Source organism: Polaribacter sp. KT 15 (genome assembly GCF_900143115.1).
Classification (GTDB): domain Bacteria; phylum Bacteroidota; class Bacteroidia; order Flavobacteriales; family Flavobacteriaceae; genus Polaribacter; species Polaribacter marinaquae.
In genome coordinates this window covers 813623-831714 of record NZ_LT670850.1, presented here as the reverse complement: position 1 = coordinate 831714, position 18092 = coordinate 813623, and the positions used below count along the sequence as shown (strand labels likewise).

Sequence of the window (18092 nt, the reverse complement as noted above, 5' to 3'; positions counted from 1 at the left end):
TTTATGTCGAAAAGAAAGAAAACTAAAAAGAAATATCGTTTTGTAAGAAGAACTTTAAGGGTTCTTATTGCTGTTTTGTTTTTTTTCCTTTTTTTAGTTTTATTTATCCGAAGTTCTTGGGGACAAAATTTAATCGTACAAAAAGCTGTTAATTATGTTTCTAATAAAACAAATACAAAAGTAGCGATAGATAAGTTGTTTATTACTTTTGATGGAGACATCCAGTTAAACGGTTTATTTTTAGAAGATAAAAAAGGTGATACCTTAATTTATTCGAAATCTTTAGAAGCAAATGTCCCACTTTTTGCAATGATTTCTGGAAAATCTATCGGTGTAGATAATTTAGAATGGAATGGCGTAAGAGCAAATATCGTAAGAAAAGACACGCTAAATAATTATAATTTTCAGTTTTTAATTGATGCATTTGCATCAGAAAATACTACGGAAGTAGCTAAAGATACAGCAACAAATCCTGTTGATATTGTCTTAGGAACCTTAAACTTTAAAAACATAAATGTAAATTTTAAAGATGATGTTTTAGGTGTTGATAGCAAGTTTAAGATTGGTAGTTTAGCTGCAGATATCGATAAAGTTGATGTGAATTCTATGCATTTTGATGTTCATGAAGTTGGACTTGAAAATTCTGAAATCTCTTATATTCAAAAGCCTACATCAATAGTTTTACCTGCTACAGAAGTAATTTTACCAACAATTACTGCGGATAAAATCTCGATTAATAACACAAAAGCTTTTTATCAATCTAAGATAGATAATTTGTCTGCAAATGTTGCCATCACAGATTTTTATTCAGAAATACCCAGCGCAGATTTTAAAGAGAATAGCTTCGATGTAAATACAATTCAGTTACATAAATCAGAAATTTTATTAGCTTTAAATTCTAAAGACAATCAAAAAGTAAATAATAACACACCAGTAACTTTTAGTTGGCCAGCAATCGATTTAAAAATAGATGAATTAGATTTTTTAGAAAACAAAGTTCAATATGCTGTAAATAATCAAAAACCGAGTTTAAATGTATTTAATCCAGAAGCTATATTTATTAATAATTTAAATTTAAAAGCGAAAGAAATTCAATTAAAAGATAAACAAGCGAAATTAGAAATAGAGCGTTTTAATTTTAAAGAAAAATCTGGTTTAAATCTTTCAAAATTCCAATTAGCTATAAAGGCAACAGATACAAAAACTAGTATTTCCGATTTAAAAATTGCTGTCAATCAAAATAAAATATCTGGTAATTTACAAGCTAATTACACATCATTGTCCAAACTAATTTCTTCACCAGAAACTACAAATTTGCAAATCAATTTGCCTTCATTTAATGTTTGGTTAAAAGAGGTTTTTAGTTTTCAGCCGCAATTAAAAGAAAACGAATACTTATCTAAATTAAGTGCAAAAGCATTTCAAGGAAAATTATTTATAGACGGAAATTTAAATGATTTAAAGATTGAAAATACTAGTGTTAATTGGGGTAATGCTACAAATGTTTCTTTAAACGGAAGTATCAAGAATGCTACAAATCCGGATAAATTACAATTGAATTTGCCAAATTTTAAAGCTGAAACTAAAAGAGCAGATCTTTTACAAATTCTTAATGAAAAAGAATTAAGTTTAAAATTACCTGAAGAAATTTTAATTGCTGGTAATGTTAACGGTAGTTTAAAGAACAGTACAATTGATGCTAGTATAAATACATCTCAAGGGAATGCTTTTGTAGAAGGAAATTTATCTAATGATACAAATATTAGTTACAATGTTAAAGCATCTATTACAGATTATGATTTAGGTGAATTATTACAAAATAAAAATTTTGGTGCGTTATCACTTTCATTACAATCTAACGGAAATGGTGAAAATCTAAATAATTTAGATGCGAAATTAGAAACAAACATTTCAAAATTTCAGTTACAAGAATATGCAATAAAAGATTTAAGTTTAGAAGGTAATTTTAAAGATGGTGTTGGTGCTATTTCTTCTAATTATAAAGATGATAATTTAAATTTAAATCTTAACGGATCTATTATTTTAGATTCTGTAGCAACACAAGCAAATGTAGATTTAAATGTAATTGGTGCAGATTTACAAGCTTTAGGTCTTTTAAATAGAAATGTTAAAACGGGTATGGAGGTATCTGCTGATTTTAAAGGAAATTTAGATAGTTATAATATAAAATCTACTATTAAAAATGGAGTTGTAGTTTACGATAATAACACATATTTAATTGGTGCTGTAAATGCAGAAGCTTTTATTAATAAAGACACCACTGCTGTTAAAATAAATAACAAAATGTTAAATGTTAATTTGCAGTCTAACACAGATCCAGAAACGTTTAGCAAAGGTTTGCAACGTCATGTTTTAAGTTATTTTTATAGAGATGATAAAGTTTCCGACACAATTAAAAATCCTATAAATTTAAAATTAGAAGCAAAAATTTCGCAAACTTCTTTAATTAAAGACGTTTTTCTGGTGAACCTAAAAGATATTGATACCATTGATATTGCATTAGATTTTAAAGAACAAGAAAGACTTTTAAAAGCAAATGTTTCTGCGCCATTTATCAATTATAGTGGTAATAAATTAGATAGTTTGTCTTTTTCTATGGATACAGATAAAGAGAATTTCAACTTTAATTTAGGTTTTAAAAACATTAAAGCGGGTCCTGTAGATGTGCCCAAAACTGTAATTACTGGTAACCAAACTAATAATGAATTAGCGCTTAATTTCTTAGGGTTTCACAAAGGTGAAAAATTGATGAATGTAAATACTAAAATTACAGGAAATCGAGATCGACTAAAATTTACGGTAAACAAAGACAGTTTAACTTTAAATAAAAGTAAATGGTCTATACCAGAAGAAAATGAAATTGTTTTAGAAAATAATAACTTAACCTTTTCGAATTTTAGAATCAATAAAGAAAATCAATCTATAGAAATAATAAACAGCTTAAAAAATGTTCAGAAAAACCACATTGCGTTGGTGTATAATAACTTTAACATAAATGAAGTTTTTAATTATTTGAATCCGGAAGATGAAATAGCAAACGGTGTTTTAAATGGCGATTTTGTGCTTGTAGAACCATTTACAAATACAGGTGTTATAGCAGATGTATCGGTTTCTAATTTTAAAGTTTTAAATACCAATTTGGGTAAATTATCTATGGATGCAAAATCTTTAGGAAATAATAAATATAATTTTAATACCTATTTAAAAGAAGGTGACGTCGATTTAGATCTAAAAGGAGATTACTTTGTAAATAACAATATTGCAAATTTAAACCTAGATTTAGACATAAATCAGTTTAAAATGAATGCTCTTAAAACTCTTTCTTTAGGAGAAATAAAAGAAACTAGCGGAAGTTTTTTTGGTGATTTTAAAGTTACTGGTACAACAAGTAAACCTAAATACAATGGTAGTTTAACGTTTGATAATGCTGTTTTTAATATCACAAAGTTAAATACAAAATTTACGTTAAAAAAAGAGCAATTAACTGTTGATAATTCGGGTATTTCGATGGCAAATTTTACAGTTTTGGATGCTAAAAATAATGCATTAACGCTTTCCGGAGACATTAAAACAGAAAGTTTTATAAATCCAGAATTCGATTTAAAATTAAAAGCAGAAAACTTTAGAATTTTAAACGCAACACAAAAAGACAATCCAGATTTGTATGGTAAAGTTACTTTTAACACCAATGCAACATTAACTGGCGATTTACAAATACCAAAAGTAAATGCCAACTTTACACTTGGTAAAGATACAGATGTAACTTATGTAATGCCATCTACGTATGCAAATGTAGAAGAAAGAGATGGTGTTGTGGCTTTTGTAAATCGAAAAAATCCGGATGCTATTTTAACGCAAACAGAAGAACAATCTGCAGTAATTAGCGGGTTTGATATTTCTTCTCAATTAAAAATTAACAAAGAAGCTGTAGTTACCATTATTATAAACGAAGATACTGGCGATAATTTTAAAGTTTCTGGAGAAGGTGATTTTCTTTTTACAATGGTGCCAAATGGTAGAATTACGTTTACTGGCGCATATCAAGTAGCTAGTGGGCATTATGAACTAACTTTATACAATTTAGTTAATAGAAAATTTTTGCTTGCACCTGGCGGAAGAGTTACTTGGTCTGGTGATCCTTTTGATGCAAAATTAGATGTAAGTGCTATTTATAAATTAGAAACGTCTGCGTCTTCTTTAATGGCGGCACAAATTTCAAATGAAGATGCATCAGTACAAAATAAGTACAAACAAGTATTACCTTTTCAGGTATATTTAAATATTGATGGCGAATTATTACAGCCAAAAATATCTTTTGATTTAAGCATGCCAGAAGAAGAGCAAGGTGCTATTGGCGGACAGGTTTATGGTAGAGTTCAGCAAATTAAGCAGCAAGAAGAAGAATTGAACAAACAAGTTTTTTCGTTATTAGTACTTAATAGATTTTATCCTGATGCTGGTAGCGATGGTAGTTTTGGTGGTTTTGCATCCATAGCAAGAAACAATTTAAACGATGCAGTTTCAGAACAATTAAATACTTTTTCTGATAAACTTTTGGGTAAATCTGGGATAGAATTAGATTTCGGTTTAAACAGTTTTACAGATTATCAAGGTGATGCACCAACAGACAGAACGCAACTAGATGTTGCTGCACAAAAACAACTGTTTAACGAAAGGTTAACTGTTAGAGTTGGTAGCGAAATTGATATACAAGGAAGTAGCACAACCGGAGAGCAAACTCCGTTAATTGGTAATGTTAGTTTAGAATATAAAATAACAGAAGATGGAAGATATCGTTTAAAAGGATTTAGAAAAAGTGAATTCGAAAATGTAATCGATGGTCAAACGATTGTTAGCGGAATTGGGTTGATTTTTACACAAGAATTCAATGAATTTCAAGAATTATGGAAAGCTCTTTTAGGTTCAAATTCAGACAAGAATACATCAGGAAAAAAGCCAAAAGAAGAAGAGAATCAACCAAAATCAGCTAAAGAATCTGTTAATAAAAAGAATTAAACTTTGAATAAAATTGTAAAACACTTATTAATTGCAGTACTTTTTGGTACATTTTTATATTCTTGTAGTATTCAAAAATACATACCCGAAGACGAGCGTTTGTATACAGGTGCAAAAATTGAAATGGATGTAGATTCTGCGGTAGATAATGCAACCAATTTAAAAGTAGATTTAAATACAGTGCTAAGACCAGAACCAAATTCTAAGTTTTTAGGTGCTTATTTAGGCTTGTACTATTATTACAAAAATCAAAAAGAGAATCCTAACTTTTTAAATAAATGGTTGTTTAAAAGATTTGGTGAAGAACCCGTTTACCAAAGTGATGTAAATGAATTAGAAGTTACAGAAATACTAAAAAACAGATTAGAAAATCATGGTTTTTTCTACAGCAGAGCAAGTTCTTTCTTTGATGAAAAGGATAAAAAAGCGAGCGTAGTTTATAAGTTAAAAGTACCCGCGCCTTATAAAATGGCGAGTTATCAAATAGATAGTATAGAAAGTCCTATTTACCAAGAAATAAAAGAATTAACCAAAAAATCTCCTTTTCCAGAAAACATGCGTTTCGATTTAGCGAATTTAAAGTTAGAGAGACAACGTTTAGATACCGAATTAAAGCAAAGAGGTTATTATAATTTTAATCCTAGTTTTTTAATTTTTGAAGCAGACACAAATCAATATAAAAATAAAAGATTCGATTTGTTTTTAAAATTGAAGGCAAAAGTGCCTCAGAAAGCTACAATTCCGTATCAAGTAAAAAAGATAAATATTTACCCAAATTTTAATTTAAAAGATTCTACAAACGTAAAAGAAACCAGGTTCGATAATAAAAGTTATTTTCAAGATTCTGTGTTTTTTAAACCAAAATATTTAGATGATTTTATTACAATTAAAGAAGGCGAAAACTACAATCCGTTAACATCTAAAAATACAGCAAGACGCTTGTCTTCTATTGGTGCTTACAAATATGTAAACATTCAGTATAAAGAATTAGAAAGTTTAGAAACAGATAGTTTAGGTGTTTTAGAAGCCAATATATTTTTATCGCCGTTAACAAAAAGAGCTATTAGAGCAGAATTACAAGCGGTTACAAAATCTAATAACTTTGCAGGTCCAGAATTGTCTTTAACTTACAGCAATAGAAACCTTTTTAAAGGTGGCGAAACATTAAATATTAGCACAAACTTTGGATATGAAACACAAGTTTCTAGTGGCGAAAATTCTGGTTTAAGTAGTTTAGAATTAGGTTTAAAAACCGAATTAATTTTTCCTAGAGTTATTGCTCCTTTTTCTATTGATGAAGATTTTTTTGAATATTCTGTGCCAAAAACAAAAACGAGTTTGGGTGTAACATATTTAAATAGAAGTAAGTTGTATACACTGCTGTCTGGTAGTGCACTTTTTGGTTATGTTTGGAACGCTAATAAGTATATTACTTACGAGTTAAATCCTATTTCGGTAAATTATACAAGATTATCAAACACTACAGAAGAGTTTCAGGAAATATTAGAAGACAACTCTTTTCTAGAACAAAGTTTTGAGCAACAATTTATAAGCGGATTAACATTTTCGTTTACTTATAATGAAATGTTGAATAATGCTAAAACGCATCAATTTTATTTAAATTCTACATTAGATATAGCAGGTAATTCTATAAGTTTATTAGCAAAAGAAAATGAACCAAATGGTACTAAAGAATTTTTAGGTTTGCAATATGCACAATATGCAAAAGCAGATTTTGATGCAAGATATCATTACAATTTTGGTACAAATAAAAGCCAAACCATTGCAGCCAGATTGTTTGCTGGTTATGGTTATGCGTATGGTAATTCTGATGTTGTTCCGTTTGTAAAACAATATTATGCTGGTGGCCCATATAGTGTTAGAGCATTTAATATTCGATCTTTAGGGCCAGGAACGTATAATGAAAATGATGTTGCAGATAACACAGATACGACAAGTAATTTTTTCGATAAAACTGGTAATATTCGTTTAGAAGCAAATTTAGAATATCGTTTCCCAATCTTTTCGTTTTTTAAAGGAGCGGTTTTTGCTGATGCTGGAAATGTATGGAATTCTAAAGCAAATCCAGATTTTGGCACTGCAGGTAAAGATAAGTTTACATCAAATTTTATAAACGAATTAGGAATCGGAGCAGGTGTTGGTGTTCGTGTAGATGTGCAAGGTTTTGTAATTCGTTTCGATTTGGCTGCACCATTTCATGATCCGGCATTGCAAGAAGGCAAGCGTTGGGATTTTAGAGTAGACGAACCTGTATTTAATTTTGCAATTGGTTATTCTTTTTAAAAAGTATTAAAAACCAGTAACCATTTTTTCTAAGGCTATTTTGTCTAAAATTTTAATGTTTTTACCTTTAAATTCGATAACGTTTTTCTTCTTAAGATCAGAAAGTAATCGAATTGCAGATTCTGTTGCTGTACCAATAATATTTGCAATATCTTCTCTAGAGAGCTGAATGTTAATATTATTGTCTGCGTTTATACCAAATTTAGTTTCTAAATGTAAAAGAGTTTCAGCCAAACGTTGTTTTACTGTTTTTTGAGCCATATCTACAATTAAATTGTCTGCTGTTTTTAAAGAATTGGCCATATCTTTTAAAACACTCATTGTAAAATTATTGTTTTTCTCTAAATCTCTAATAATTTCATCTTTCGGAATAAAACAAATTTCCATATCATTTAAAGCCACAGCTTTTAGGTTCGAAACTTCTTCAGAAATTAAACTGCGTTCACCTAATAAATCACCTTTTTGCACCAAGTTAACAATGTGATTTCTACCGTTGTCGCTCATTTTAGATACTTTGCAAACACCATCTTTAATACAAAAAACACCATTGATGTGTTCGCCTTCATCAAAAAGAATTTCGCCTTTTTTTATAATTTTAGAAGTTTTGCAATTAGACATTCTTAACAATTCTTCTTTAGAAAGATGTTTTAAAGAATTAAACTGTCGAACAATACATTGTTCACATTTGCTCATGTTAAAAATGTTTTAGGTAAAATCAAAAATAGTAAAAACCTGATAAATATCATATTTTAAAAGACACTCTTATTAGAAATTTGCAGTAGGCAAAAGAGTAAATATGAATTCTACACAATGTTATCACTGTGGCGATTCTTGTAATGATAGTTTAATTACGTTTGATGATAAAAGTTTCTGTTGTAACGGTTGCAAAACTGTTTATGAGATTTTTTCTGAAAACGATTTAACCTGTTATTATAATTTTCAAGACAATCCTGGGGCAATACCTTCAGAAATTAAAGGCAAATACGATTTTTTAGATACTAAAGAAATCGCAGCAAAATTATTAGATTTTTCTGATGGTAATATAGAAATCGTATCACTTTACATACCACACATTCATTGTAGTTCTTGTATTTGGGTTCTAGAAAATCTACATAAATTAAACGAACATGTTAGTGCATCTCAAGTAGATTTTCCTAAGAAAAAAGTGAGAGTTACTTATAACTCTGCTAAAACAACAATTAAGGAAATTGTATTGTTATTAAGTGCAATTGGTTACGAGCCTTACATTAGTTTAGAAGATTATGAAAGCGGAAAAAAAGCAGTTGATAGAAGCTTAATTTACAAACTTGGTATTGCGGGTTTTGCATTCGGAAACGTAATGTTTTTATCTTTTCCGGAGTATTTCGAAGTCGATGGTTTTTGGATAGAACAGTATAAGAACATTTTTAGATGGTTGATGTTTTTCTTTTCGTTACCCGTAGTTTTTTATGCAGGTAAGGATTATTTTATTTCTGCTTATAAAGGTTTACGATCTAAAATATTAAATATTGATGTGCCGATAGCACTGGGTATTTCGGTGTTATTTATTAGAAGTTCTGTAGAAATAATTTTCGATTTAGGAACCGGTTTTTTTGATAGTTTAACCGGCTTGGTTTTCTTTTTATTACTAGGTAAATTTTTTCAGCAAAAAACTTACAATTTCTTGTCTTTTGAGCGTGATTACAAATCGTATTTTCCTATTGCGGTCACAAAAATAACTAAGGATAATCAAGAAGAAACCGTACAGATTTATGATGTTGAAAAAGGTGATCGACTATTAATTAGAAATGAAGAATTGATACCTGTAGACGGTATTTTAATAAACGGAAATGCAGACATTGATTATAGTTTTGTTACTGGAGAAGCAGAGGCGGTTTCAAAAAAATCTGGGGATAAACTTTTTGCAGGTGGTAAACAACTATCTGGAAGCATAGAAATGGAAGTTTTAGCATCGGTTTCTCAAAGTTATTTAACTCAATTATGGAGTAATGATGTTTTTCAAAAAGAGCACAAGTCGCATTTTAAAACAATAACAGACAGAATTAGTAAAAATTTTACAATTGCAGTTTTGGCAATTGCGTTTATAGCAACATTATTTTGGTTATTTATAGATGTAAACAAAGCATTAAACGTTTTTACGGCAGTTTTAATAATTGCTTGTCCTTGTGCAATAGCATTAGCGGCGCCATTTACTTTAGGAAATATGTTGCGCATTTTTGGTAAACAAAAATTCTATTTAAAAAATGCCACTGTAATAGAGCAATTGGCAAAAATAGACACAATAATTTTTGATAAAACAGGTACATTAACAACGCACAAAGAAAATACAATTTCTTATGATGGAACAGCACTAAATTCCCTCGAAAAAAGAATTTTAAAAAGTGCTTTAAGATCTTCTAATCATCCGTTAAGTAGAACTTTATACAATACATTTTCTAAGTTAGATTCTGTACCAATTTTTAAGTACGATGAGTTAGTTGGTAAAGGAATTGTAGCAACTTATAATAACCAAGTTTTAAAATTGGGATCTTCTAATTTCGTTTTAAATTCTAGTGATTCTTCTAATTTAGATACAGCAATTTATATCAGTTTTAATGGTGTTTATAAAGGTAAATTTACTTTTAAAAATTCTTACAGAAAAGGAGTAAAAGGATTATTCAAATCTTTAAAAGATAAATTTAGTTTATCTGTGGTTTCTGGAGATAATGAAGGAGAGAAATTGTACTTAGAACAAAATCTACCAAAAGCAACCACGCTTTTATTCAACCAAAAGCCAGAAGATAAATTAAATGTTATAGCACAGCTTCAACAAGAAAACAAAAAAGTGGCTATGATTGGTGATGGTTTAAATGATGCTGGCGCTTTGGCACAGAGTGATGTAGGTATTGCTTTATCAGAAAATATCAATGTTTTTTCACCTGCTTGCGACGGAATTTTAGACGCATCAAAATTTTCTAAAATAGCAACGTTTATTAACGCATCTAAAAAGGCTATTAAAATTATAAAGTATAGCTTTTTACTGTCTTTATGTTACAATTTAATTGGTTTGGGTTTTGCAATTACAGGTAATTTGATGCCCGTTATTGCAGCTATTTTAATGCCTTTAAGTTCTATTAGTATCGTAATTTTTACAACAATTTCTACCAATATTTTGGGTAAAAAAATAAAATAATATGCAAAATTCTTTAATTCAGAAATATAATATTCCAGGTCCTAGGTACACAAGTTATCCAACAGTTCCTTTTTGGAACAAAGCCGGAATCGATAAAAATGTTTGGATCAATTCCTTTAAAACTTCTTTTAAAGAAAGCAACACATCCGAAGGAATAAGTATTTACATTCATTTACCATTTTGTGAGAGTTTATGTACTTTTTGTGCGTGTCATAAGCACATTACGAAACGTCATGAAGTAGAAGAAGAATACATAGAAACTGTTTTAAAAGAATGGAAATTGTATGTTGGTTTGATTGATGAAACGCCAATAATTAAAGAGTTGCATTTAGGTGGCGGAACACCAACTTTTTTTTCGAAAGAAAATTTAGAATATTTAATGAATGGAATTTTTTCGATTTCTAAAAAACATCAAAATGCAGAATTTAGTTTCGAAGGACACCCGAGTAACACTACAAAAGAGCAACTACAAACTTTATATAATTGTGGTTTTAGAAGGGTAAGTTTTGGTGTGCAAGATTATAATGAAAAAGTACAGAAAGCAATTCATAGAATTCAGCCGTTTGTAGAGGTAGAAAAGGTTACAAATTGGTCTAGAGAAATAGGATATACATCTGTTAGTCACGATTTAATTTTCGGATTACCATTTCAAACTAAAGAAAATGTAATCTACACAATTAATAAAACAAAAGAATTACAACCCGATAGAATTTCTTTTTACAGTTACGCACATGTACCTTGGGTAAAAGGAGTAGGGCAAAGAGGTTTTAATGAAAATGATTTGCCTGCAAACGAAGAAAAAAGAGAACTGTACGAAATAGGTAAAGAACTTTTTGCTGCTTTGGGCTATGTAGAAATTGGTATGGATCATTTTGCTTTAAAAACAGATAGTTTATTTAAGGCAACAGAGCATAAAACTTTGCATAGAAACTTTATGGGCTATACGGCCAATAAAACTCAATTAATGGTTGGTTTAGGTATGTCTGCAATTTCAGATTCTTGGTATGCTTTTGCACAAAATGTAAAGACAGTAAAAGAATATCAGCAAATAGTAAACTCTGGTGAAATTCCTATTTTTAGAGGACACCTTTTATCTGAAGAAGATAGAATTATTAGAAAACATATTTTAAATATTATGTGTCATTTTTCTACTTCTTGGGAAGATGATAGCTTAAAAATTAAAAGTATAGAAAACCATTTGACTTTACTAAAAGAAATGGAAAATGACGGATTGGTTGTGATAAATGAAAATTCACTTTCTGTGCCAGAAGAAGCAAGACCTTTCGTTAGAAATATTTGTATGGCTTTTGATGTGCATCTGTTAAAAAACAAACCAAAAACACAATTATTTTCTATGACAATTTAAAGATAAATTTTAAACATGACAAATGTCATATTTTAAGAAATGTATCAATATTATTTTTGTTGTATCAATTATCAGGCAAGATATGAGCGTAATATATTTACTACTTACACTAAGTATTTTAGTGGCATTAATATTTTTTATAGCATTTATTTATTCAGTTAAAAAAGGGCAATACGATGATTCGTATACACCATCTGTTCGCATGCTTTTTGATGATGAGCTAATTATAAAAAAACAAGAAAAATCAACTTTAGACTAAATTTTAAATTATGGAAATGCAACAATTTTATTACGATAATAAAATCGTAAAAAAATTCATCTACGCAACATTACTTTGGGGAATTGTAGGATTCTCTGTAGGTTTATTGCTAGCGTTTATGTTTTTATTCCCAAACGTAACAGACGGAATTTCGTGGTTAAGTTTTGGGCGTTTAAGACCTTTACATACAAATGCAGTAATTTTTGCTTTTGTAGGTAATGCAATTTTTGCAGGTGTTTATTACTCTTTACAACGTTTGTTAAAAGCAAGAATGGCAAGTAACTTTTTAAGTAATTTTAACTTTTGGGGTTGGCAAGCAATTATTGTAGCTGCTGCAATTACATTGCCATTAGGTTATACTTCGTCTAAAGAATATGCAGAATTAGAGTGGCCAATAGATATTGCAATAGCTTTAGTTTGGGTTGCTTTTGGTGTAAACATGATCTGGACTATTCTACAAAGAAGACAAAGACATTTATATGTTGCAATTTGGTTTTATTTAGGAACCTTTGTTACCGTAGCTGTTTTACATATTTTTAATAGTTTGGCATTACCAGTAGGTTTTTTAAAGTCTTATTCTGTGTATGCTGGTGTGCAAGATGCTTTGGTGCAATGGTGGTATGGTCACAATGCAGTTGCTTTCTTTTTAACAACTCCGTTTTTAGGTTTAATGTATTACTTTGTTCCTAAAGCAGCAAACAGACCTGTTTATTCTTACAGATTATCAATTGTGCACTTTTGGTCTTTAATATTTATTTATATCTGGGCAGGACCACACCATTTATTATATACTTCATTACCAGATTGGGCACAAAACTTAGGTGTTGCATTTTCTGTAATGTTAATAGCGCCTTCTTGGGGTGGAATGATAAACGGACTGCTAACATTAAGAGGAGCTTGGGATAAAGTAAGAACAGATCCTGTTTTAAAATTTATGGTAGTTGCAATTACGGGTTATGGTATGGCAACTTTTGAAGGCCCGATGCTTTCTCTAAAAAATGTTAATGCAATTGCACATTTTTCTGATTGGATTATTGCACACGTGCATGTTGGTGCATTAGCATGGAATGGGTTTTTTACTTTCGGTATGTTATATTGGTTAATACCTAGAATGTTTAAAACTAAATTATACTCAACAGGTTTGGCAAATTTCCATTTCTGGATTGGTACTCTAGGTATAATAATGTACACTTTACCAATGTATGTTGCAGGTTTTGTACAAGCTTCTATGTGGAAACAATTTAATCCGGACGGAAAATTAACTTATGGAAACTTCTTAGAAACTGTCAACGAAATTATACCAATGTATTGGATGCGTGCTATAGGAGGATCTTTATTTATTGTAGGTGCAATTGTAATGTTGTACAACGTTGTTAGAACTGTAAAAGCAGGTGTTGGCGTTACAGACGAATTAGCAGAAGCACCAGCTTTAACTAAAGTTTCTAAATACAGAACTAAAGGAGAAGGATGGCATACTTGGATTGAAAGAAAACCAATTAAATTAACATTATATGCTACAGTAGCTATTTTAATTGGTGGTGTTGTACAAATTATACCAACTTTATTAGTAAAATCTAATATCCCAACAATTAGCAGTGTAAAACCTTATACACCATTAGAATTAGAAGGTAGAGATCTTTACATAAGAGAAGGTTGTGTTGGTTGTCACTCGCAAATGGTAAGACCTTTTAGAAGTGAAGTAGAGCGTTATGGCGAGTATTCTAAAGCAGGTGAATTTGTGTACGATCATCCTTTTTTATGGGGAAGTAAACGTACTGGGCCAGATTTACATAGAATAGGTCAGAAGTATAACGATAGTTGGCACCTTAATCATATGTACGATCCACAAAGTACATCCGAAGGTTCTATAATGCCTGCCTATAAATGGCTGGTAAGAAACGAGCTAGATAAATCGAATACAGAAAATAAAATGAAAGCAATGGTAACATTAGGTGTACCATATACTGAAGAAGAAATTTCAAATGCGCAAGCTAATATGTTAGCCCAAGGTACACAGATTGAAGAAAATCTATATTCAGATCCAGATTTTGCAAAAACTTATGAAGCTGATAAAAAATATGCAAAAGATAATGGCGAAGCTTTTATAGAAATGAAAAACAGAGAAATTGTAGCGATTATAGCTTACATACAACGTTTAGGTACAGATATAAAAGTTAAAGACGAACAAAAACCTACTAAAAAATAGAAATTATGTTTAAATTTTTAAAAGGACATTTAGAGAGCATAACCGGTATAGAAATTTACCCAATGATATCATTACTTATATTTTTTACTTTTTTTGTTGCCTTATTTTGGTGGGTTTTTACAGCCAAAAAAGAGTACATCAGTAAAGTAAGCAGTATACCATTAGATAATTAAAAAGTTAGTAAAATGAAAAAATCTATACAATCTACAGTATATGTAATTTTTGTAATTGTTACGTTTATAACGCTTGCAAAATCGTTTATGGTGTACGAAAACCCATTTAGTTTTTACGAGAATCCGTTGGTTTGGTTGGCCTTAATTGGTTTTGTTTTAGTAGTTGTTTTAAAAGAAGTTGTTAATGTATTAGCAATTAAAAGAGCTACAGAACTGCAAAACGAAAAAGATGGTATTGTGCCAGAACCAAGTAATGCTTGGATTCAGAAATTATTAAAATCCTGGACCAAAGCAAAAGCAATAGAAGAAGAGCAAGAAATAGTTTTAGATCATAATTACGACGGAATTAGAGAATTAGATAATTCGCTTCCGCCATGGTGGATTTATATGTTTTATGCAACCATAATTTTCGCGGTTGTTTATTTAGTAAGATTTGAAGTTTTAGATGGCGATAATCAGGTGGTAGAATATAATAAGGCGGTTGCAGAAGCAAAAGCAGCGTTAAACAAATACAAAGCCACGGCTAAAGATTTAATTACAGCAGAAAATGTAACACTTTTAACAGATGCTAAAGATTTAAGTAGAGGTAGAGCAGTGTTTAATCTAAACTGTGCTTCTTGTCATCAAAAAGATGGAGGAGGTTCTATTGGACCAAATTTAACAGATGAATATTGGATTTTAGGTGGCGGAATTAAAAATGTCTTTGCAACTATTTCTAATGGAGGTAGAGATGGTAAAGGAATGATTGCTTGGGATAAAACATTAAAAACTGCAGATATTGCAAAAGTAGCAAGTTATGTTCTAACCCTTCAAGGTACAACACCTGCCGTTGCTAAAGCACCACAAGGAGAAATCTGGACAGAAGAATAATATAGAAAAAGGAAAAGTAATTTAATAGTTAATTTTTATGGATAAGCCCAAGAACGAGTATTTTAGAGATAGTATTGCGACTGTTAATAATGAGGGAAAGCGTTCTTGGGTATTTCCTAAAAAACCAAGCGGATTTTTCTATAAATACAGAACTTACGTTAGTTATTTTTTATTGCTTTTTTTATTATCTGCACCTTTTATAAAAATTAAAGGCAACCAATTTTTGTTGTTTAATGTGTTAGAAAGAAAATTTAATATTTTCGGATTTCCTTTTTGGCCACAAGACTTTCATTTATTAGTTATTTCAATGATTGTTGGTGTTGTTTTTGTAATTCTCTTTACGGTTGTTTTTGGTCGTATTTTCTGCGGATGGATTTGTCCGCAAACCATATTTCTCGAAATGGTTTTTAGAAAAATAGAATATTGGATTGATGGTGATCGAGGCAAACAAATCCGTTTAGATAAACAACCTTGGAATGCAGAGAAAATTAGAAAAAGACTCTTAAAATGGTTTGTGTTTTTTATAATTTCTTTTTTAATCGCAAATGTATTTTTAGCGTATTTAATTGGTGGTGATACACTAATAAATTACATAACTGGTAATCCTTTAGATAATATTAGTACATTAATTTCATTAACAATTTTCACCTGTGTATTCTATTTTGTGTTTGCTTGGTTTAGAGAACAAGTCTGCATAATTGCTTGTCCGTATGGTCGATTACAAGGTGTTTTGTTAGATAATAAAACAATTAATGTCACCTATGATTATAAGAGAGGAGAAGGAGAAAACGGTCGTGCAAAATTCAGAAAAAATGAAGATAGAAATGCTTTAGGTAAAGGAGATTGTATCGATTGTAAACAATGTGTAGTTGTTTGTCCTACAGGTATAGATATAAGAAACGGTACACAGCTAGAATGCGTTAATTGTACAGCTTGTATAGATGAATGCGATCATATGATGGAGAATGTTGGTTTACCTAAAGGATTGATTAGATATGCAAGTGAAGATAACATTGCAAAGAAAAAACCTTTTGAATTTACAGCTAGAATGAAAGGTTATTCTGCAGTTCTGTTAATTTTAACCGGTATTTTAATTGGTATGCTATTTCTAAGAAACGACGTAGAAGCAAGAATTTTAAGGCTACCAGGGCAATTATATCAGCATAAAGAAAATAATATCATCAGTAACGTTTATACCTTTAAGGTGATCAATAAAACAACAAAAGATATTACAGATGTTAGCTACAAATTGTTATCTCACAAAGGAGAAATAAAATTAGTCTCTAACAAAAATTTTGTAGTACCAAAACAGGGTTTAGCAGAAGGTACTTTGTTTATCGAAATTAATCAAGCAGCTTTAAAAGGTGATAAAGACAAGCTAGAAATTGGCGTTTATACAAAAGGAAAATTAATAGAAACGGCTAAGTCTAGTTTTTTAGGACCTAGAAGTTATAAATAATAAGATTATGAAATTTAATTGGGGAACGGGTATTGTAATTGCAATTATGGCTTTTATGGGGTTTATTTTGTACTTCGTAATAACTATGAGTACAAATAATTCTTACAGTCATGATTTAGTAACAGAAAAATATTACCAAAAAGAATTAGGTTTTCAAAATGAAATTGATGCAACACAAAATGCAAATAATTTAGAAGAGAACGTAAAGATTTTAAAAGTTAATAATGATTTAAAAGTAATATTTCCTGCAATATTTAATCCTAAAAAAATTCAAGGAAAAGTGTTCCTATACAGACCATCTAATAAACAATTAGATTTTGAAATTCCTATTTCGATTTCTAATTCATATTTGCTCGTGCCTGAGAAACGTTTGTTAGGTGGTCGATGGAACATTAGTGTTGCTTTCAAATACAATGATAAAGAATATTTAGTAAAACAAGAAATAGAATATTAATGTTAATATCTGCACTAATTTTTGGTTTATTGGGTAGCTTTCATTGCATTGGTATGTGCGGGCCAATAGCATTTATGTTACCAATAGATAGGCAAAATAAAACCAAAGGTTTTCTGCAGGTTATGATTTATCATTTTGGTAGATTGTTAGCATATGCATTAATTGGTTTATTGTTTGGTCTGTTGGGTAAAGGTTTTTATTTCTTCGGATTTCAACAGCAAATATCAATTATTGTTGGTGTACTCATGATTTTATTTATTCTATTTCCAAAGCTTTTTCATAAAATTAAATTTTCTAAAAAAGTAAACACTTTACTAGTGCATTTAAAAAACACTTTAGGTAAAGAGTTAAAAAAGAAAAGAAACGATACTTTTTTCACAATAGGTTTTCTTAATGGATTTCTACCTTGCGGATTAGTTTATATGGCTTTATTTGGTGCTTTGGCAACTAAAAATGCTTTAGAAGGTAGTTTGTATATGTTTTTATTTGGATTGGGTACAATACCGTTAATGACCTCTGTTGTTTTCTTAGGAAACTTTGCAAAAGGAAGTTTAAAGAAATCAATTCAGAAAGCAATACCATATGTTGTTGTTTTTATAGGTTTATTATTTATTGTTAGAGGTCTTGGATTAGGTATTCCGTATGTATCACCAAAACCAATTTTAGATATTGTTTCTAATAATGCAAGTTGCCACTAAATATTTGCATAATTTCTAAAGAACAACTATTATTTTTTATTTTTAACTGTGTTAAAACTTATTAGAACAAAGAATTCTTAAAGATTTTTATAAT

12 protein-coding genes are annotated in these 18092 nt (G+C 29.8%); 11 read left to right on the top strand and 1 reads right to left on the bottom strand.

Translation table 11 applies throughout. The features are described from left to right. Positions 1-3: 3 nt before the first annotated feature. Together B5464_RS03840 and B5464_RS03835 are read left to right on the top strand one after the other, a co-directional pair. Positions 4-5037: a translocation/assembly module TamB domain-containing protein gene (locus B5464_RS03840; RefSeq protein WP_079737274.1), complete on the top strand. Its 5034-nt coding sequence runs from the start codon at positions 4-6 to the stop codon at positions 5035-5037. Between the two features lie 3 nt (positions 5038-5040). Further along, complete coding sequence (locus tag B5464_RS03835) at positions 5041-7341, top strand: BamA/TamA family outer membrane protein (protein ID WP_079737273.1); 2301 nt, start codon at positions 5041-5043, stop codon at positions 7339-7341. 6 nt (positions 7342-7347) lie between these two features. Here the strand turns inward: B5464_RS03835 and B5464_RS03830 are convergent, their stop codons facing one another. Then, positions 7348-8034 (bottom strand): Crp/Fnr family transcriptional regulator, encoded by a 687-nt coding sequence (locus B5464_RS03830; protein WP_079737272.1) that lies wholly within the window; start codon positions 8032-8034, stop codon positions 7348-7350. Positions 8035-8137: 103 nt separating this feature from the next. On the opposite strand from B5464_RS03830, the gene B5464_RS03825 reads away from it, so the two are divergent. The 9 genes from B5464_RS03825 (at position 8138) to B5464_RS03785 (ending at position 17998) form a co-directional block, all read left to right on the top strand. Then, complete coding sequence (locus B5464_RS03825; protein WP_079737271.1) at positions 8138-10513, top strand: heavy metal translocating P-type ATPase metal-binding domain-containing protein; 2376 nt, start codon at positions 8138-8140, stop codon at positions 10511-10513. 1 nt (position 10514) lies between these two features. Continuing rightward, positions 10515-11879 carry an oxygen-independent coproporphyrinogen III oxidase gene (hemN, locus tag B5464_RS03820; RefSeq protein ID WP_079737270.1) on the top strand — a complete coding sequence of 455 codons (1365 nt, stop codon included), beginning with the start codon at positions 10515-10517 and terminating at the stop codon, positions 11877-11879. Positions 11880-11961: 82 nt separating this feature from the next. Then, positions 11962-12138: a cbb3-type cytochrome oxidase assembly protein CcoS gene (ccoS, locus tag B5464_RS03815; protein WP_077810081.1), complete on the top strand. Its 177-nt coding sequence runs from the start codon at positions 11962-11964 to the stop codon at positions 12136-12138. A 10-nt stretch (positions 12139-12148) separates the two neighbouring features. Next, complete coding sequence (gene ccoN, locus B5464_RS03810) at positions 12149-14344, top strand: cytochrome-c oxidase, cbb3-type subunit I (RefSeq protein WP_079737269.1); 2196 nt, start codon at positions 12149-12151, stop codon at positions 14342-14344. A gap of 5 nt (positions 14345-14349) precedes the next feature. Then, positions 14350-14517, top strand: a complete 168-nt coding sequence (locus tag B5464_RS14500) for a cytochrome C oxidase subunit IV (RefSeq protein ID WP_077810079.1) — start codon at positions 14350-14352, stop codon at positions 14515-14517. 12 nt (positions 14518-14529) lie between these two features. Then, entirely contained in the window at positions 14530-15387 is an 858-nt protein-coding gene (locus B5464_RS03800) for a cbb3-type cytochrome c oxidase N-terminal domain-containing protein (RefSeq protein ID WP_079737268.1), read from the top strand. 37 nt (positions 15388-15424) lie between these two features. Next, positions 15425-16846: a cytochrome c oxidase accessory protein CcoG gene (ccoG, locus tag B5464_RS03795; RefSeq protein WP_079737267.1), complete on the top strand. Its 1422-nt coding sequence runs from the start codon at positions 15425-15427 to the stop codon at positions 16844-16846. A 7-nt stretch (positions 16847-16853) separates the two neighbouring features. After that, positions 16854-17300, top strand: a complete 447-nt coding sequence (locus B5464_RS03790) for a FixH family protein (RefSeq protein WP_079737266.1) — start codon at positions 16854-16856, stop codon at positions 17298-17300. Continuing rightward, entirely contained in the window at positions 17300-17998 is a 699-nt protein-coding gene (locus B5464_RS03785; protein WP_079737265.1) for a sulfite exporter TauE/SafE family protein, read from the top strand. The genes B5464_RS03790 and B5464_RS03785 overlap by 1 nt, the downstream gene beginning before the upstream one ends. The last annotated feature ends 94 nt before the right edge of the window (positions 17999-18092 follow it).